Genomic DNA, 19,238 nt, shown 5'->3' with positions numbered 1-19,238 from the left:
TGAGACCTGGGAAATCAATTAACCTATATCCCAATTAAAATCAGTCTCTATTTTTATTTTTTCTTTCTTCTGAGTCGCAGATAAAACAAGTTCTTTTTCCTCACTTGTTAACATTTGAATATCTTTTAGACTAACATTAGGATGAGTTGTTATTTCTTCTAATAGAAGGTTAAATCGCCGTCCAAATTCTACTATTGTTGATTTATCAAATAAAGATGTAGCATATTCAAAAGTGAATTCATATATATCTTTATTTTCTTCAGCAATAAGAGTTAAATCAAACTTACTTGTTAGTGTATCTGTGTTTGTTTCCGTGCTAATTTCTAATCCATCCACAACTGTATGTTTTTCATCAGAATTTTGTAATACAAACATGACATCAAATAAAGCACTTCGGCTTAAGTCTCTAGAAAGATCTAATTTTTCCACTAATTGATCAAATGGATACACCTGATGTTCGAAAGCTTCTAACGTATCGTTTTTCACTTTTTTCAAGTGATTAATAAAAGATTGATCTGGATTTATTTGATAACGTAATGCAATTGTATTTACAAATAGCCCCATAAGAGGTAATAAATCAGCATGCGGCCTACCTGCAACTGGTGATCCTATAATGACATCCTTTTGTTCCCCATGCTTGTACAGAAAAATAGTGAAGGTAGCCATAAGTAACATAAAAGGTGTCGTATCAGTTTCTAGTGCTATTTTTTTTATTTTCCGAGTAATTTCCTTGTTTACTTGGAAATTATATTGTTCACCCTCAAAACTCTTTACAGGTGGCCGACCTCGATCATATGGTAATTCAAGAACTGGTATATCCCCTGAGAATAATTCTTCCCAGTATTTCTCATGGATATCAAATTCTTTAGAAGATAATAATTTTTGTTCCCACACAGCATAATCTTTATATTGCAAACGATTTTCCGGCAATGTTTCCCCAGCATATAGGGCCTTAAAATCATGCATAAAGATACTTAAAGACACGCCATCTGTTATGATGTGATGAAGGTCAATTACAAGTAAATAACTATGATCTTTTAGCTCCTTTAGTCCAGCCCGTATTAACGGAACCTTAGAAAGATTAAATGGTTGCAACCATTCTTTATACTCTCCCTTTATCATTTCTAGCTCAAATGTTACCTGTTCTAATACTCTCTGTACTAATTGATCCCCCTGCCACTCAAACTGTGTTCTGAGTATTTCATGGCGTTTAATAAGCTTTTCAAAGACTAATTCTATCCTTTTCCGGTCCACCGTTCCTTTAAGAATAAAACAACTTGGTACATTGTATGTCATCTGTACCCCATCCATCTCTTGTAATAACATCATTCTTTTTTGAGTCGATGAAACCGGGTATACCTCAGATTCCGGTACTATTTCTATCTCTTGCAACCTATTTTCTTTTGAATTTTTAATAAAATGACTTAAAGTTCTTATTGTTGGATACTCAAAAAGATTTGCTAATGATAATTGCACATTAAATTCTTTCCATATTTTAGCGTTGATTACAGTAGCATGAAGGGAATGACCACCAAGTGCGAAAAAATTATCTTCCACACCAATACAAGGATTACCTATAACTTCTTTCCATATATCAACTAGCTTTCTTTCCATATTATCGAGTGGTTTTACATAATTAGTAGTCTCTTCTATCGATGGAGAAGAATCTATGATTACATTCTTTGTATTACCTTCTATAACAGAAATAAGAAATGTCATTATTTGTTCAGCTAAATTTTGCTCGTATTCTGCAGCATGGTGAATTTTATCTGAAATGTTTACTATTCCTTCTCTAGTTACTGATTTTGTTAAGTGCATTTTTATCAATGATCCACGAATTACTCCCCAATTGGCAGCTGCTGTCTTCATAGATTCAGCGATAGTTTGGAAGTCCGAGTGATAACGCTCACCAAGAAACGAAAGCATTTTTGAAAACTTCACTCGGCCATCTACAACTTGACCTAAATGTGAGAATAACGGAACATCATTAAAGTCTGAATATCCATCTGTCTCTTTATTTAAATCAAACCTACTTATTAGTTTCGTAGCAAAAAGGTGCATTTGTGAAAAAATATGTTTTTCATCTTTAATATGTTTTATCCAATTTGACAAATCGGTTGTAATCGATTGTATGTCTGTGATTTCATCTTCAGTAACTTTTAAAGTACTTACTTTTTGATAACCCTTATGAAAAAGTTCTGTTGAAAGTTGTGCATTTTTAACCATAAAATATGGATCGGTAATAATTAAACAGTCTTCTTCGGGCTCATATCCTACAATAACAAATGAATGAACAATATGATTTTTTAGATAATTTTCATCCCAAGGAAGCCAGTATGCATTCATGGTTACCACCACAGGAAATCCCGAGTATAATTGTTCTAATATAATTTCAAATCCTTCATCGGATGAATCTGTATCAAATATAGTACTTTTTATACCATGATATTTTTCTAAATCACTTACAAAATAACCAGACTCTGTATATAAACCATCCCCTAGATTTCCATTATCGACAGGAGAAAAACCAAAATCCCATAATCTAGCGTACATTAAATAATGTTTACGCTTAAACCAATTAGCTAACGTAGCAATTACATCATCAATACAATTCTGTTCAGAACTTTTACAAGGCTCAACATCATATAAGATTGAAGAAGTATAATTTCCCATTTACTCACCTCTATATTTTTACCAGCAGGAAAAACTATTGTAATTTGGTTATTTCTCTATACTAAGTTGACAGAGATATGTATATCTTCTTTAAAAAGCTATCAATTATTATTAATGCATTTCATATAAATAATCTTATTTCTCGAATCACTTTTTTATTTTAATCATTCTATAATAGGGAGGAGAATTCCCTAACTCATAGTCACCAGAATAAACACTAACATTCCCGAAAGCTAAGAGGGAAAGCTCCTTTAATCCCACAGTATAGCAAGTGTAAATTTAAACTCTTAAAAGTCGTGTTTACAATATGAAGTAATACTAATTATTTTTCTTTTCTGCTATATAAGCAGCTAGTTGTTTAATATTTCGCTTTGTATATGCGACTAAGTCGTCCGTATTAAGATTCTCGTTTTCTAAAGCAAGATCAAGCTCAATAGCTAGTAGAGAATTTCCTCCTAAGTCAAAGAAATCATCCTCTACACCGACAGCTTCAATCTTCAATATACTTTTCCATATTTCAACCAAACGAGATTCTAACTCATTACTAGGAGACATCATACTCTCCTCCTCATTCTTAGGTAAAGATCTAGGTGAAGGTAAGGAATGTCGATCAACCTTTCCACTTGGTGTTAATGGTATGTTTTCAACTTCAACAAAGAAAGTAGGTATCATATAACTCGGAACTAATTTCGCAAGATGCAATTTCAAATCAGAAATGGATACAGGTGATTTTGCTACGAAATAAGCTACAAGTTTTTTCTGCCCATCTTCATCTTGAATGTCTACTATCACTGCTTCTTTAATTGCATGATGTGAAGATAAAGCATCTAAAATTTCCCCTGGCTCAATTCGATATCCTCTAATTTTTAATTGTTCATCATTTCTACCGAGGAATTCTATATTCCCATCAGGTAACCAGCGTGAAAGATCTCCTGTCCTGTACATTTTCTCCCCTTTTACAAATGGGTCTGGTAAAAACTTTTCTTCAGTTAATCTCATTTGATTTACATATCCTCTTGCAAGCCCTTCTCCCGCAATATACAGCTCTCCTACCGCGCCAATAGGCTGAAGTCTCTGTTTTTGATTAAGTATATAAAGCCTTACATTCGGAATAGGCTTTCCAATAGGAATAGTATTATAGTTTTCACTTTCTTGAAGTGAAAATGTACTTGCGATAACCGTCGCCTCAGTAGGACCATACATATTTTCTATTTGAGTCGATAGTCGATGCTTTTTAAATTTATTAACCACCTCATGTGTCAAAGCTTCACCCGCAAGTAATATATACTTTACTTTATTTAAAACCTGGCAATTTTCATTATTAAGTGTATTTACGAATGCCCTAAACATAGACGGTACAAAATTTAATAATTTTACATCATATTTATCTATAGTTCTTAAAATTGCCCTTGGGTTTCGATGTTCCCCATTTTCCATTATTACTAATTTACTACCTACTATGGTCCACCCAAACAACTCTAAAACAGATACATCAAATATATAAGGCGTCTTCAGTAAATACGTATCTGATTCATCCATAGGATATAAATGAGTCATTGAAAATAAGAAATTCACAATACTACAATGTTCAATCATGACTCCTTTTGGTCTACCTGTAGAACCTGAGGTATATAAAATATAAGCTAAGTTTCTTGGTTTTCCAGTAACCTCCAGGTTACTTGTATCACCAACGTACAAATTTTCTTGCTTTAAATCAATAATCTCTCCTACAAATGGAATTTCACCTACGTATTTAGATTCTGTAAGTACAAATTGAGGATTACAATCCCCTAAAATATGTTCCATTCGACGCTTTGGATATTCAGGATCAATTGGTACATATGCAGCTCCAGATTTTAGCGCAGCAAATATAGCTATAATCATTTCTACGGATCTTTCCACAACGATACCAATTTTAGTTTCCTGATCTACACCTTTTTGTCTAAGAATACGAGCAAGCTGATTTGCTCGATTATTGATATACGAATAACTGTACGGTATATCATTTGAAATAACTGCGATTTCTTCTGGTTTATTTTCAACCTGATCCTCAAAAAATTGATGAACTAATTTACCCTGAGTAAAATCTAATTTTGTATTATTAAGTTCATTTAACATCCTTGTGGATTCACTTTTACTTAAAACATTAACGTCTTCAATTTTCGCTTCAGGATTAGCTACCATCCACTCTAGCGTATTTATAAAATGCATCATAAACCGCTCTATAGTTTGCGGATAATATAGTCCTGTCGCGTATTCCAATTCTAATTGTAGACCCTCTTCTTCCGGAAATACTTCTATACTCATATCTACCTTTGAAGCTTGATGCTTAATTTCGTAAGATTTAAATGTAATATCTTTTATTTTTTCTGATGTTCTTCCTATATTCTGCATCACTAACATGACATCAAATACAGGATTCCGGTTAGAATGATAAGCCATGTCTAACTTATTTACTAACTCATCAAATGGGTATTCTTGATATTGAAATGCTTCTAGCGCATTTTCTTTTACTTCATTTAAGAATTGAATTATCGTCTTTTCCGCTTTAGGATGATTTCTCATAGGTAGAGTATTTACAAACATACCTATGAGAGGCTCAAGATCATGATGAATTCTTCCTGCAATTGGAGAACCTACTATAATATCTTCCTGTTGCGTATACACATGCAATACTATATTTAGTGACGAAAGAAGTACCATATATAAAGTAGCTTCTCTTTCATCCGCAAAGGATTTTAATTTATTAGAAAGTTCAGGTGTTAAATGGAATACTAATCTATCACCTTCAAAAGTTTGATTTAGCCCACGTGGCTTATCGGTTGGGAACATAAGAATTGGTAACTCACCTTTAAACTTCTCTACCCAATACTCTTCAATTTCTTTCAGCCCTTCATCATGTAAACGGTTGGTTTGCCAATTGGCATAATCTTTGTATTGTATTTTAATAGGCTCTAAGGTTTTGCCTGAATATAAATCTATAAACTCTTTTTCTAACTTCGCTAAAGATACTCCATCTGCTATTATGTGATGAAGATCAAATAGTAACAGATATTGATTGAATTCTAATTTCATTAAACCGACGCGCATAAGTGGAGCCCTATCTAACTGAAAAGGACAAACAAATTCCTGTATTAGCTCTTCAATTGTTGATCTATCAGATTTATATAAATGTTCAATTCTAATATCTAAACTATCATGAATAAATTGAACTGGTTCACCTTTAATAAATTGGAATGAAGTTCTTAATGATTCATGACGTTCTACTAATTCTTTGACACATTGTTCTGCCTTTATAAAATCAAACTCACCTTCTATTAACATTGCACCTGGTATATTGTAGGCAGTTCCTATTCCAGCAAAGCGGTTTAATATATATAATCTTTTTTGTGAAGAAGAAGCTTGATAAAATTCTCTATCAGGTACGATCTCAATTTGAGAATAATTTTTCTTCCCCTCATATTTCTCTATATACTCCGCTAATAGCATAATTGTAGGCCTTTGAAACATTTCACGTATAGGTACATCTACACCTAAACGTTTATATATGTGTGAAACAACCGAAGTAATTTGTAATGAATTACCTCCTAATTCGAAAAAGTTATCATTCACACCTATTTTCTCTATTCCAAGTACTACTTTCCATATCTCAGAGAGCATTTGTTCAATTTCATTACGTGGTTCAATAAATAAAGCTGTGGATTGCTCCCAAATTGGATCTGGAAGAGCTTTCCGATCTATTTTACCGTTTGATGAGATTGGAAACTGCTCAATCGGGATGATGTATGCAGGAATCATATAAAAAGGTAAATACTCTCTAAGGAATTGGCGTACCTCTTCTACTTTAGCTGAAGAATTCATAACAACATATGCACATAAAACCGGAGCATCTTCTCCCTCTTTTTTACGTGTAATTACAATAGCTTCACCAATTTCAGGATAACGTAATAGTTGCTTTTCTATTTCTCCTAATTCAATTCGTAATCCACGAATTTTGACTTGATCATCCATACGGCCTAAATATTCAAGGTTTCCATCTGGTAACCAGCGAGCCAAGTCTCCAGTACGATATACCTTGTCATCTATAATAGAAGAACCTGTTTTGGTGATTTGTATAGGAACAAATTTGTCCATAGTTAACTTAGGTTGATTTAAATACCCTCTTGCTAGCCCTTCTCCTGAAATACACAACTCCCCAGGAATTCCAACGGGTTGTAATTGTTGATTATCACCCATAATATAAACTTTTTGATTAGCTAGAGGTCTTCCTATTGGTAATTGATTCATAAATTCTAACTCAGCGTGCTGAACATGATAGCATGTAGAATCTACAGTTGTCTCTGTAGGCCCATAAGCATTTGTTAAATCTGGTCGGCAGTTTTCATTAAATAAACCAAGGAATTTCCGTGCTAATTTCGGTGGTAATTCCTCTCCAGCAATAATAAAATGTTTAAATGAATATTCTACCTCTCCATCTATAAAATTAGTTAATAATCGAAGATGCATCGGCGTTCCATCCGCGATATTTATTTGCTTTTCTTGATAAAAATTAATTAGCTTCTGCCCATCAGTTCTTGCTTCCTCAGGTACTATAAATAAACTATTTCCTAATAGAAGCGCACCAAACATGTTTTGTACTGAAGCGTCAAACTCAAAAGGTGATACTAACCCGATTCGCATAGAGGAACTATATTTATCATATATTTCATTTTTTAACCCGAAAATTAAATTTATAACACTACGATTTTCAATCATAATTCCTTTAGGATTACCTGTTGTTCCAGAAGTAAAAATAACATATGCCAAATCATAAGGTGTACTTACTGAAGGGAAACTAACCAATTCTGTTTCAAGTAGTTCATTAAAACTCACCATACTACAATCTTGGATTTCCCTTGTAAAATCTTCACTAATAATTTCTGGTTTTACTATACAAAGTGGAGATTTACATTCTTGTAGCATTGCCTCTATCCGTTTATGTGGCAAATATATGTTAATAGGTAAATAAGCAGCCCCACTTTTTAAAATACCTATCAATGCAATTACTGCATCAATTGATCGATCCATCATAAGGCCAACAATGTGTCCTTTTCCAATTCCTTTTTTATGTAGAGAACTGGCAACCAGATCTACCTTTTCTTTTAATTGAGCGTATGTTATTTCTCTTTTTTCATCAGAAACAGCAATCTTATTTGGATTATGCATGACTTGTTCTTCAAATAACTGTATCACCGTTAAATGATGCGGGTAATCTAACCCAGTTTGATTAAATGTAATTAACTCTCTTACATCATTATCACTAACCCAATCTAACTCCATATGCGGTGTATTCGGTTGTAGTAAAGCTTGCTCTAACAAGTCTATAAAATGATGACCAAATCGCGTAACAGTAGATGTTTTGTATAGATGCTCATTAAAATACATATCAACTTCTATACACCCATTTACTTGACGGAAAGAGAATATAATCTCAGCATTGCTCTCACTTAAATAATTTAAATCTTGAATTTCCTCTAGCAAAATTGCAGTACGGAATGGATAATTACGTCCCTCTGGAAGGTAGTTACTCAAAACTGGTTGTAAACTTTCCAATGGGAAATTTTGATGTTCTAAAGCATTAACCATTACTGTACTAACATGCTGGAGAATTTGTCTAAATGTCATATGTTCCTCAAGACCATGTCTTAAAACTAACAAAGTATTAATAAGGTTAATATCACTGTCTTGTTTTAAAACAGGTGTACCAATGCATATATCTTGCAATCTAGTATATTTATTTAACAGCAAAGTAAGTCCCGCAGCAAGAATCATGTGCAATTGAAGATCTGATCCATTTGCTAACTTTAAAATCTTCTCGGACAATTCCTCTTTTAGTTTTATGCTAATATTTGATAAATTCACCTGTTTGTTTGAGGTCCGGTAATCATAAGGGAAATGGCAGTCAGCCAGTTCCCCTGATAAGTTTTCTAACCAAAATTCTCTTTCCTTTATTCGTTCATTTGCGGCAATTACTTTATCTTTATTCGCTATTCGTTCAACCATAGTTACTCACTCCTGACAATAATCAATTAAAAGTTAAAATCCCCAAAATCTACTGATACCTTAACTGGTTGCAGTTCTTGAATTTCTTGTTTAAATGAAATATCTTTTAATAAAATTTCAGGATGATCTACAATTTGTTCAAAAATCTCAACATAACGCTCACATAACTTTTGAACCGTGTCCCTAGTATATAAAGAGGTTGCATATTCCATAGTCAGTTCAATTGTATCTTCCAATTCAACCACTCTTAGCAATAAATCCATTTGCGCGCGCTTAAAGTCGTGATCATATGTCTTTAATTCTAAACCATCGATAAACATATGATCTTCATCCATATTTTGCATAACAAATGAAACATCGAAAAGTGGGTTCCTATTATACGTTCCTTGAAGTCCTAATTGATTAACCAGGTCCTCATATTGACATTTTTGATGTTCAAACGCTTGTAAAACCTGTTCTTTTACTTCAAATAGGAATTGAGTAAACCTTTGTTCAGCTCTTGGATAGTTCCTTATCCCTAACATGTTTACAAATACTCCTATAATATCTTGTAAATCCGCATGTGGACGACCAGTAATTGGTGAACCAATAACAACATCCTCTTGGCCAGTATATTTACCTAGCAAAATATTATATACAGAGAGCATTAGCGTATATAATGTAGTTTCTTCTTTTGCTAATAAACGCTTAATTTTCTTGGTAACTTTTGAATCAATAGTAAAGGATATTTTACTACCTTTCAGATCTATTATTTCAGGTCTTGTATAATCAGTAGACATATTCAAGACAGGTACACCATCTTTAAATTGCTCTAGCCAATACTGTTCATGTTTGAGAGCAATTTCTTTTTCTTTTTCACTCTGCTGCCATTCTGAGTAATCCTTATACTGTATTTTTAAGTTTGGTAATTTCTCTCCTGAGTAAAGCGCAAATAGATCTCTAACAAAAATATCATAGGAAACTCCATCGGTTACTATATGATGTAAATCAATAATTAAAATATGTTTTTGTTCTTCCAATCTAATTAACCCTACACGGAAATATGGAGCATTATTAAAATTAAATGGGCGAATAAATTCATTAATTATTTGTTCCACTTCAGATTCAAAGCCCTCAATTTGAGTAATATGGAAATCAGCATGATCATGAATAATTTGTACCGGTTTATCATTTTTCATTTCAATAGTAGTTCTAAATATTTCATGACGCTTAATTAATTGAGTGAACGCCTTTTCTAAACGTTCAATGTTTAATTTTCCATTCAAAAGAATAACGGAAGTATCATTATAAGCTGTACTTTCTGGATACAATCGGTGTAATACATAAAATCTCTTCTGAGCTGAAGAAAGCTGATAATGAGATTTAGGTTCAGCTGGAACAATAACATCAAATTCACTCTTATCTGCCCTTGAAATATAATTTGCTAGTTTCTCAATATTTGATAGAGTAAAGAGTTCTTTAATAGGAACTTCAACATTAAACTCTTTATGAATTTTTGAAACAATAGTAATAGCCTTAAGTGAATCTCCACCTAGTTCCAGAAGATCATCATGAACACCAACTTCTGAAACTTTAAATATATTTCTCCAAATTTTTGAAAGCTTTTCTTCTACCTCATTACGAGGTGCTACATATTCAGTCAAGAGTTGTGGTCTAGAATGGTATAACGTAGAATCTAATTCTTCTTCCTTCTCATCATTGAAAGAATTTAATAACACCCATTGATCAATACGCGCTTGCAGTTCTCCTGGAGAATGAATCAGTACTTCCCCTTGTTTCCATGACAGTGCTATATTAAAAGCCTGAACTCCTTCTTCAGGTGTCATAGATAATTCATGTACACTTGCACCTATCTGCATATCTTTTTCTTCATCTTCCCAGTATTTCCAATCACTCCAATTGACACTTATCCAAGGCAGGTTGGAATAACGATTTATATATTGTGCAAAAACATCCATGTATATATTTGAAGCAGCATATGATACATAACCTAATCCACCTAAGACCGCTGAAATTGAAGACATTAGAACACAAAAATCTAAATCTTTATTTCGTAAGCACTCTTCTAAATTGAGAAGACCATAAATTTTTGCAGAAAATTGTTCCTCACAGTCCTCTTTTTCAAGTTCCTGAATTAAATTAAAAGTCTTTCCACCAAGAATACCTGCACCATGAATTACACCATTAATCTTTCCAAATTCTTGTTCTGCCTTATGAATTGCTTCGTATAGTTGTGATTGATCTGTAACATCAGCAGCAAGTACATAAACTTTAGATCCCGTTTCTTCTATCTCTAAAACTTTACGAATTCTGTCCGAATACATCGTATTTTCCTTCAAATGCATATCCCACTCATCACGATTTGGCAGACCTGTACGTGTAAGAAGAACTAAGTTGGCTTGTACAGTTTGAGCCAAGTGTTTCGCAAGAATTGTACCAATACCTCCGAGTCCTCCTGTAATAAGGTAAACTCCATTTTTTCGTAACGGCAGTTTCTCTTTAGCTGGCTGTTCTAGTTGTAAAGGCTCGTAAGTTTGAACAAATCTTTTATTTCCTCGATAAGCAATCATCTTATCATTCGTATTTGAAAGACATTCTTCTACTAATTGATTTATTAACCTGCTCTTCCATTCTTTGTTTAGAGGTAAAACAACATCAACACTTGAACAAGAAAGATAAGAATACTCTTGTGGAACAACTAATGACGTTCCAAGTACAGTTGATTTTTCTGGAATTAATTCTTCATCACCAATCACTTGTTGAACACCATTTGTAATAATTCGAATTGAGATTGAATCAGAGATATTCTTGTCTCCTAGTGCCTGAGTTAAGTAAAAAATTGAATAGAATCCTAAGTTTTGTTTACAATTTACATATTCAATTGAGGCTTGTCTTTCCTCATCCGTAATTCCCCACATATGAACTATTCTTGTAGGTAAACCACATATTTCCTGTACTTCATCCAATAACTTAACGTAATCTGTACGTTCTTCAGGATTTATAATGAAACGATCGTTATTCTCCTTATTAAAAGCAAAGCCAGGTTCTACTGTAACTACTCTCTCCCCTTTATTTAATAAGTCCTTAACTAGTTCATTACCTAATCCTTCTTGATCCACAAAAACAATCCATGTCTCATTCACATCATGATTTGATTCAAACAATGTAGAACTTTTCCATTGCGGTGTATAGAACCATTCAGAAATGTTGTTATTCTTACTAATTTTAGATTGCTTACTATTAAGCTTTTGACCTAAATCATACGGATTACCTTGTAATTTATAAGATATTTTATTGAAAGAATACATTGGTAATGGGATACGTCTTCTCTTCTCATCTTTATAAAATTGTTCCCAATCTATAGAAATACCTGTTACCCACATTCGAGTGATGTGACTAAATAAGAAATACATATCTGATACATCTTGTTGAACAGATCGAACCGTATTAAATATTCTTTCATTACCATTTTCATAGTCTAAAAGGCGACTAGTAAGCCTACTAAGGTCATTTCCAGGACCAATCTCTATGAATAGACTTGTATTGTCGCTATTCAACTCTTGAATTCCATCAGAGAATCGAACAGTTCCACGCATATGTTTTACCCAATAAACTGGGTTTGTTGCTTCTTCAGGTCGTATCCAAGTACCAGTCAAGTTTGATAAATAAGGTATTTTAGGTTCTCTAAGTGTCAATGTACTAACATAGGAAGCATACTCGTCCAGAATTGAATCCAGTTCGTGTGAATGTGCTGCTCCTTCTATTGTTACTCGCATACACATTAAACGCTTTTTCTTTAATTCATTTTCAAAATCTACAATTGCTTCTTCTGTCCCAGAAACTATACAAGCTGGACCATTAACTACCGCTAAAGAAATGGTATGTTGATATTCTTTTTCAAAAGAATTAATTAAATGAATTAATTCCTCTTCTGGAAGCGGAACACTAAGCATTACCCCTGCAGGGAGACTACTCATTAGCTGACCTCTTTTTACAACTAATTTAAATGCATCTTCCAAAGTAAATACTTCTGCTAAACAAGCAGCTACATATTCACCAAAAGAATATCCAATCATTGCTTCAGGTTTAATTCCCCAACCCATTAATAGTTTCGCAACTGCGTATTCAAACGCGAAAAGAATTGGTTGACTAAATTCCATTCTTTTTAATTTTTCCGTGGCCTCATCAATACTGAAAGTAGTTGGGTATAACACTTCTTTCATGTTTACATTCGTAACAGATTGAAGAATTGCAAAGCATTCATCCATAGCTTCACGGAAAATTGCCTCTTGTTCGTATAATTCTAACCCCATGTTTACATATTGCGATCCGTTCCCAGAAAACAGGAAGTTAATTTTAGGATGTTCCTCTTTTACATTTGCATATTGTACTCTTCTTCCTTCTGGCTGGTTTAATTGTTCAATTCCCTCTTGGGTACTGGAACAAACTAAAGCTCTCCTATGCTTGAATTCCTTACGTCCAATTTGCAATGTATAACTAGCGTCTGCCAAATTCACATGAGGATTCTCTTCAAGGTGATTTCCTAAATTCAAAGTCATACGATCCAAAGCATCTTTCGATTTTGCCGAAATCATTAACATCTGGTATGGTCTACTATTTGAGGTTGCTTCAAGCTTTGGTGCCTCCTCCAAAATAATATGTGCATTTGTACCACCAATACCAAATGAACTAACACCTGCACGTAATGGTTTATTATCCTCTTTCCACTCATTTAATTGTTGATTTACATAAAAAGGTGTCTTTTCAAATCCAATTTGCGTGTTTGGTTTTGTGAAATTCACACTTGGCGGAAGAACCTGATCTTTCATCGCAAAGACCGTTTTAATTAGACCAGCAACACCAGACGCTGCATTTAGATGGCCGACATTTGCTTTAACAGATCCAATTGGTACAGATTGTTTTTCATTAGAGTTAAACACTTCACTAAGCGCCTTGATCTCAATGGTATCTCCTAGTTTAGTAGCAGTTCCGTGTGTTTCAATATAGGAAATGGACTCAGGTTCTACATTTGCTTCATGTTGCGCCATTTTAATAACTTCTACTTGACCCTCTACACTAGGTGCAGTGTAACCAATTTTCCGATTCCCATCATTATTAATCGCCGTTCCTTTTATTACTGCATGTATAGTATCCCCATCATTTATAGCTTCCTGTAAAAGCTTCAGAACAACAATCCCAACACCGTCTCCAAAAAGCATTCCATTTGCATTTTCATCAAAAGGACGACAATGACCATCTGAAGAAAATAGCATTCCTTCTTGGTAGGTATAACCTGCTTTTTCAGGTTGAGTTAATGTAATTCCTCCAGCTATAGCAATATCACAATGCCCCTGTAATAATGCTTGGCTTGCATTATGAATAGCCACCAATGATGTTGAACATCCCGTAAAGATATTCATACTTGGTCCTTTAAGGTTAAATTTGTAAGAAATTTGAGTACTAAGCGAGTCTTTGTCGTTAAGTAATGAAATTAAAAATTGCCCAGCTGGTTCATTTGCCTCTGATAGAGTAGATAACACTTGCCAATATAAGTTAGGAGATGCCCCACTATATACACCAATTAGGCCCGGGTAGGTCTCAATATTATATCCAGCATGTTCAAGGGCAGACCACGCACATTCATGGAATACTCGTAGTTGTGGATCCATTAATGATGCATCTTGAGGTGTATAATCAAAGAATGGAGCATCAAAATTATCAGTACCCTCCAAATACCCTTTCGCTTTAACATAATTAGGGCTTTTTACTTCCATAGGATTCACACCAGATTCAATTAACTCTTCATCTGTAAAAAATTGAATAGACTCTGTACCAGACTTTATATTATTCCAAAATTCATTTACATTCTGTGCTCCAGGAAAACGTCCATCTATTCCTATAATTGCAATATCGTTATCTTCTTTCGTTTTTCGATTAAAACGTTTTGTATGTTTAACTTGATTCTTTTGCTTATCTCCACTTAAGTATCTCGCTAAAGAACGAATACTTGGATACTCAAACATAACTCCAATTGAAATCTGTTTTTCTAATCTATTAATTAATCTCTCATGAATTTGAATTATATGAAGTGAAGTTGCACCAAGATCAAAGAAATTTTCATTTACATTTACAGTATCAACACTGTAAAACTCTTTCCAAATTCCTATAATTATTTCCTCTACTTCATCTTGAGTTCTGAACTTATCTCTCATTTTCGTTTGAGTTTCCAATTCAGAAATTCGTTTACGAGAATTCAGATTAATCCATTGATCAAAACGTTTATTTAAATCTCCTGAAGAAATAATTACCTGATTTAAACCACTTAAACCAAGCACACATTGGAATGTTTTTTGTCCTTCCTCAGATGTCATTTCAAGTGCTTCTATACTTTGAGCATTGAATATTTTATTAACCTGTTGAGCTCCCGTATACTGCCAATCTCCCCAGTTAATACTGGTCCATCGATTATTAGATGTATTACTCACTTTGTCTGAAAAACTATCTAAGTAAAGGTTTGCTGCTGAATAGGCTACAAAACCTAATCCACCCAAAATAGGTGAAAGTGATGAAACAAGATAACAAAAATCAAGATCATAATTACTCAATAACTTATCAAGAACTAGTACACCATGTACTTTAGGAAGAAATTGCTCTTCACATTCAATCCTACTTATCTTTTCCATTGGACACTGAGCTGATTTAACACGTAAGACACCTGCTGCATGAATTACCCCATTTATGTGACCAAAATTAGCCTCGGCCTGATGAATCACGTTTCTCATCTGCTCTTCATCAGCAACATCAGCAACAGCTGTCATTACTTTTGCTCCCAATGACTCCAACTTCTGAATATGGTTAATACGTTGACATAATTGTTCATTTTCAATCTGATCGTGAAGAATCTGATCCCATTCTTCACGATCAGGAAGAGCTGTTCTACTAACTAATATTAGTTTAGCCTTTACTGTACGCGCCAAATATTCTGCTAATTTAAGGCCTACTCCTCCCATTCCACCAGTAATTAAATAAACCCCTTCCGATCGAACATTCGGAATTTTTGAAGCTAATTCATTTTCATTTATTACTAGCATTTCACTTACTTTTTCATCAGGTATAGGCTCATAGATTCGAATGTAACGAGTGTTATTTCGAATTGCTATTACAGTGTCAATAATGTCCGTTTGAATTTCAGAATATAAGTTTGATATTAATGCTTCTTCATTATCAGACAACATAAAATCTACACTACGGCATCTAATATTTGGATACTCTTGCGGAAATACTTTTATAGGAGCCAAAAGAGTAGATTTTTCTGCAATAATAGACTCGTCTCCTACTACCTTTTGCATATTATTCGTCATAACATTTATATTGATAGGATAAAGTAAATTAAATTTACTAATTGTCTTTGCAAGTGATATTAATGAATAGAATCCAGTATCTAAGGTCTCGATACCTAAATCCTTATTATCCACATTCCATAGGTGAATAATCTCCTCTGGTAAACACTCTTGTTTTTGTAGCTCATTAAATAACTGATAATAATCTTCTTGTTCAGTAGGGCATATTGTAAATTCATTTAAACTAATCTTTTTATATGAAGGACCCAGACCGACTGTTATAACACGATGTCCATCTCTTTCAAGCTTTTCTTTAAGAGCTAAGCCTATATGCTCATTGTCTAAAAATAACAACCAACTTTTAGTAGATTCTTTAGTTACATCTACAATTTCTTTTTCCATCCAACCTGGAGTATAGAACCACTCAGCTATATTAGAACGTTTCTTTATCGATGTTTCTTCACTATTAGTTATATTTTGCTGTTCAGCTGGATCTATCCAATATCGTTTTTTCTCAAAAGGATAAGTTGGTAAGGCAATACGTAATCTATATTCCTCTTCATACAGTTTACTCCAATTAATTTCTACCCCTAACTCCCACGCTTGTCCCAATACCTCTAACAAGTCGTTTCGTAAAATAATCTGATTATTATTAATTTCAGAATTTAACAACTCTCCAATATGTACAATCACAGAATTAGGATCTACATCCTTAACTTGTGTTAGAAGTTCTACTTTTTCTCCATGCGTCCATTCTGTCTGTAACTCTGTATAGTTCTCAACTAATTGATTCAGGACATCTTCTGGCTTAAGAGATTTATTATAAATATCTGAAACCATTCCAGCTAGGCCTGTACCAATAACGTTAGAAGGACGTACATCACATTCAATTAATACATCAATAATCGATTGCAAGCAGACGAAGAAGGTTAAATCTTCAACCAAGCTATCATCTGTTCCTTTAAAGAATGCTTCTTTCAATGCTTTTCCAGTATACATTTGGGCATCAGTCATATTACGCTCAAATACTTGTAAGAATAATGGTTCCTTTTGGTATAGTTCTTTTACATTCTCAATAATTGATGAGTATTCGCTAGGTAACACAAATATCAAATCTGGATTTTCTTGCGTTTTTACGTGAAAATCTTTAACTGTTTTTAAATTGTCTATGGCGCTATCTATATCCTTACATAAGACCGCTCTTCTATACGGAAATGGTCGACGGCCAGTTTGCAATGTGTATGCTACATCTGCTAATTCAACATCTTTATTAGATTCCAGATATTGAACCATATTTACTGTAGCATTATTTAAAGCTTCTTTTGATCTAGCAGAAAGAACCATTAACTTTTTTTCTCTAGTAGAAGCAGAACTTTTAACTTTAGGCGCTTCTTCTAATACAATATGAACGTTAGTTCCACCATATCCGAAAGCACTCACACCTGCTCGAAGAAGATCATTATCTTCACTTTGCCAATTCACCAAATCAGTATTGATATAGAATGGGCTATCTATAAAATCAATTTTCGAGTTAGGGCGCTTCACATTTAAAGTTGGCGGGAGTTGTTTATGTCTCATAGATAAAACTGTCTTTATAAGTCCCGTTACCCCTGCAGCTGTATCTAAATGACCTACATTACTCTTTACAGAACCAATTGCACAAAAAGATTTCTTGTCCACATCTTGAAACGCTCTCTTTAGAGCCTCTACTTCGATAGAATCCCCTAATGGCGTTGCCGTTCCATGCGTTTCTATATAACTAATTGTAGAAGGATCAACTTCAGCAAAACTATGAGCTGCTTGAATTACTTCAGCCTGTCCCTCAACACTCGGAGCAGTATAGCCTACTTTTCGACCACCATCATTATTTGCTGCTGATCCCTTAATTACACCATAGATTGTATCCCCATCAGCAATCGCATCTTCTAATCTCTTTAGTATTACCATACCTACACCATCACTAAAAACTGCACCCTGGGCTTCTGCATCAAAAGTACGTACTTTGCCATCCGGTGAACTTGTCATTCCTTCATGGTATTTATAACCATTCTTTTTAGGATACGTTATAGATACTCCACCTGCAGCTGCAATAGAGCATTCTCCAGTTAACAATGATCTACATGCAAGATGAATGCTCAAAAGAGATGTAGAGCATGCTGTATATAATGTAAAACTCGGTCCCTTAAGTCCCAGCTTATAGGATGTAAGCGTTGAAATTGCATCTTTATAGGAAAGAGTACCTGCCTCTGAAAACTCAACCACACTATCACTGTTTAATAATGGCGTGTGCTTCATCCAATTAAAATTAGTAGATGCTCCTACATATAACCCTATTAATCCTTCATAATCAAATGGATTATAGCCTGCCATCTCTAATGCTTCCCATGTCGTTTCCTGTAACATACGGATCTGAGGATCCATTATTTTCGCTTCTCTAGGTGTATAAGCAAAAAAGGATTCATCAAAATATTCTACTTCCTCCAAATACCCTTTTGCTTTCACAAAATTAGGATGTTGTAAAACCTCTAAATTAACACCTTCTTTAATTAACTCGTCTTCAGTAAATGTAGAAATTGAATCAACACCATTTTTTAGGTTATCCCAGAATTGGTTTATTTCATTTGCACCTGGAAATTTACCTGCCATTCCAATAATCGCTATTTCCAAACCAGTTTTACTATCATCTTGATGCTTCATTTTCACTTTCCTCCTATTTTGTTTAATTCGGATTTTCTATGCTTTACATACTCTTAGCTACAATACTTAGAGCTAATACTCCTATTTCATAAATTTAAGCAAAAGAAAAAACACATGAAATTACCCATAAAGTAGCTAAAGTGATTTACATACCTGACAGAAAACAAAAAATTTTAATTACGATTTCTATTCCTGGATTTCAATGATATTTTGAGCATTCATTTTTCATTCTAAAAACCTAATACTTTGGTAATAATTCTGTTAATATTACACTTTATGTAGTTAGTAACATATTCACAAGAAGTTTTCTTTAAGAAATTAATTTGTAGAGTAATAATTTTGTAGGGGATTTATGTTATAAAATTAAGCATACTTTTTCCAATATCATATAGAAAAAAACAAAAAAGTGACATACAGTGAATATTGAGAAATAAAATTCATTTATTCCATATCTAACCAAAATAGAACGAATTCTCAATTTTAAAC

The 19,238-nt window shown here is 33.6% G+C and carries 3 protein-coding genes; all 3 read right to left on the bottom strand.

Annotation, left to right across the window (positions count from 1 at the left end; genetic code table 11):
- Positions 1-18 precede the first annotated feature (18 nt).
- The gene (locus ACS2CR_RS07080) at positions 19-2,673 is read right to left on the bottom strand and encodes a condensation domain-containing protein (protein ID WP_153602543.1); all 2,655 of its coding nucleotides are present in this window, start codon (positions 2,671-2,673) and stop codon (positions 19-21) included.
- Between the two features lie 318 nt (positions 2,674-2,991).
- The gene (locus tag ACS2CR_RS07075) at positions 2,992-8,715 is read right to left on the bottom strand and encodes a non-ribosomal peptide synthetase (protein ID WP_153602544.1); all 5,724 of its coding nucleotides are present in this window, start codon (positions 8,713-8,715) and stop codon (positions 2,992-2,994) included.
- A 26-nt stretch (positions 8,716-8,741) separates the two neighbouring features.
- Positions 8,742-18,752, bottom strand: coding sequence for a type I polyketide synthase (locus ACS2CR_RS07070; RefSeq protein WP_153602545.1), 10,011 nt, complete (start codon positions 18,750-18,752; stop codon positions 8,742-8,744).
- Positions 18,753-19,238 lie beyond the last annotated feature (486 nt).

The organism is Bacillus cereus group sp. BceL291 (genome assembly GCF_051776705.1).
GTDB lineage: Bacteria > Bacillota > Bacilli > Bacillales > Bacillaceae_G > Bacillus_A > Bacillus_A cereus.
Note: the sequence above shows the minus strand (reverse complement) of the source record. Positions and strands in the feature narration are given on the sequence as shown.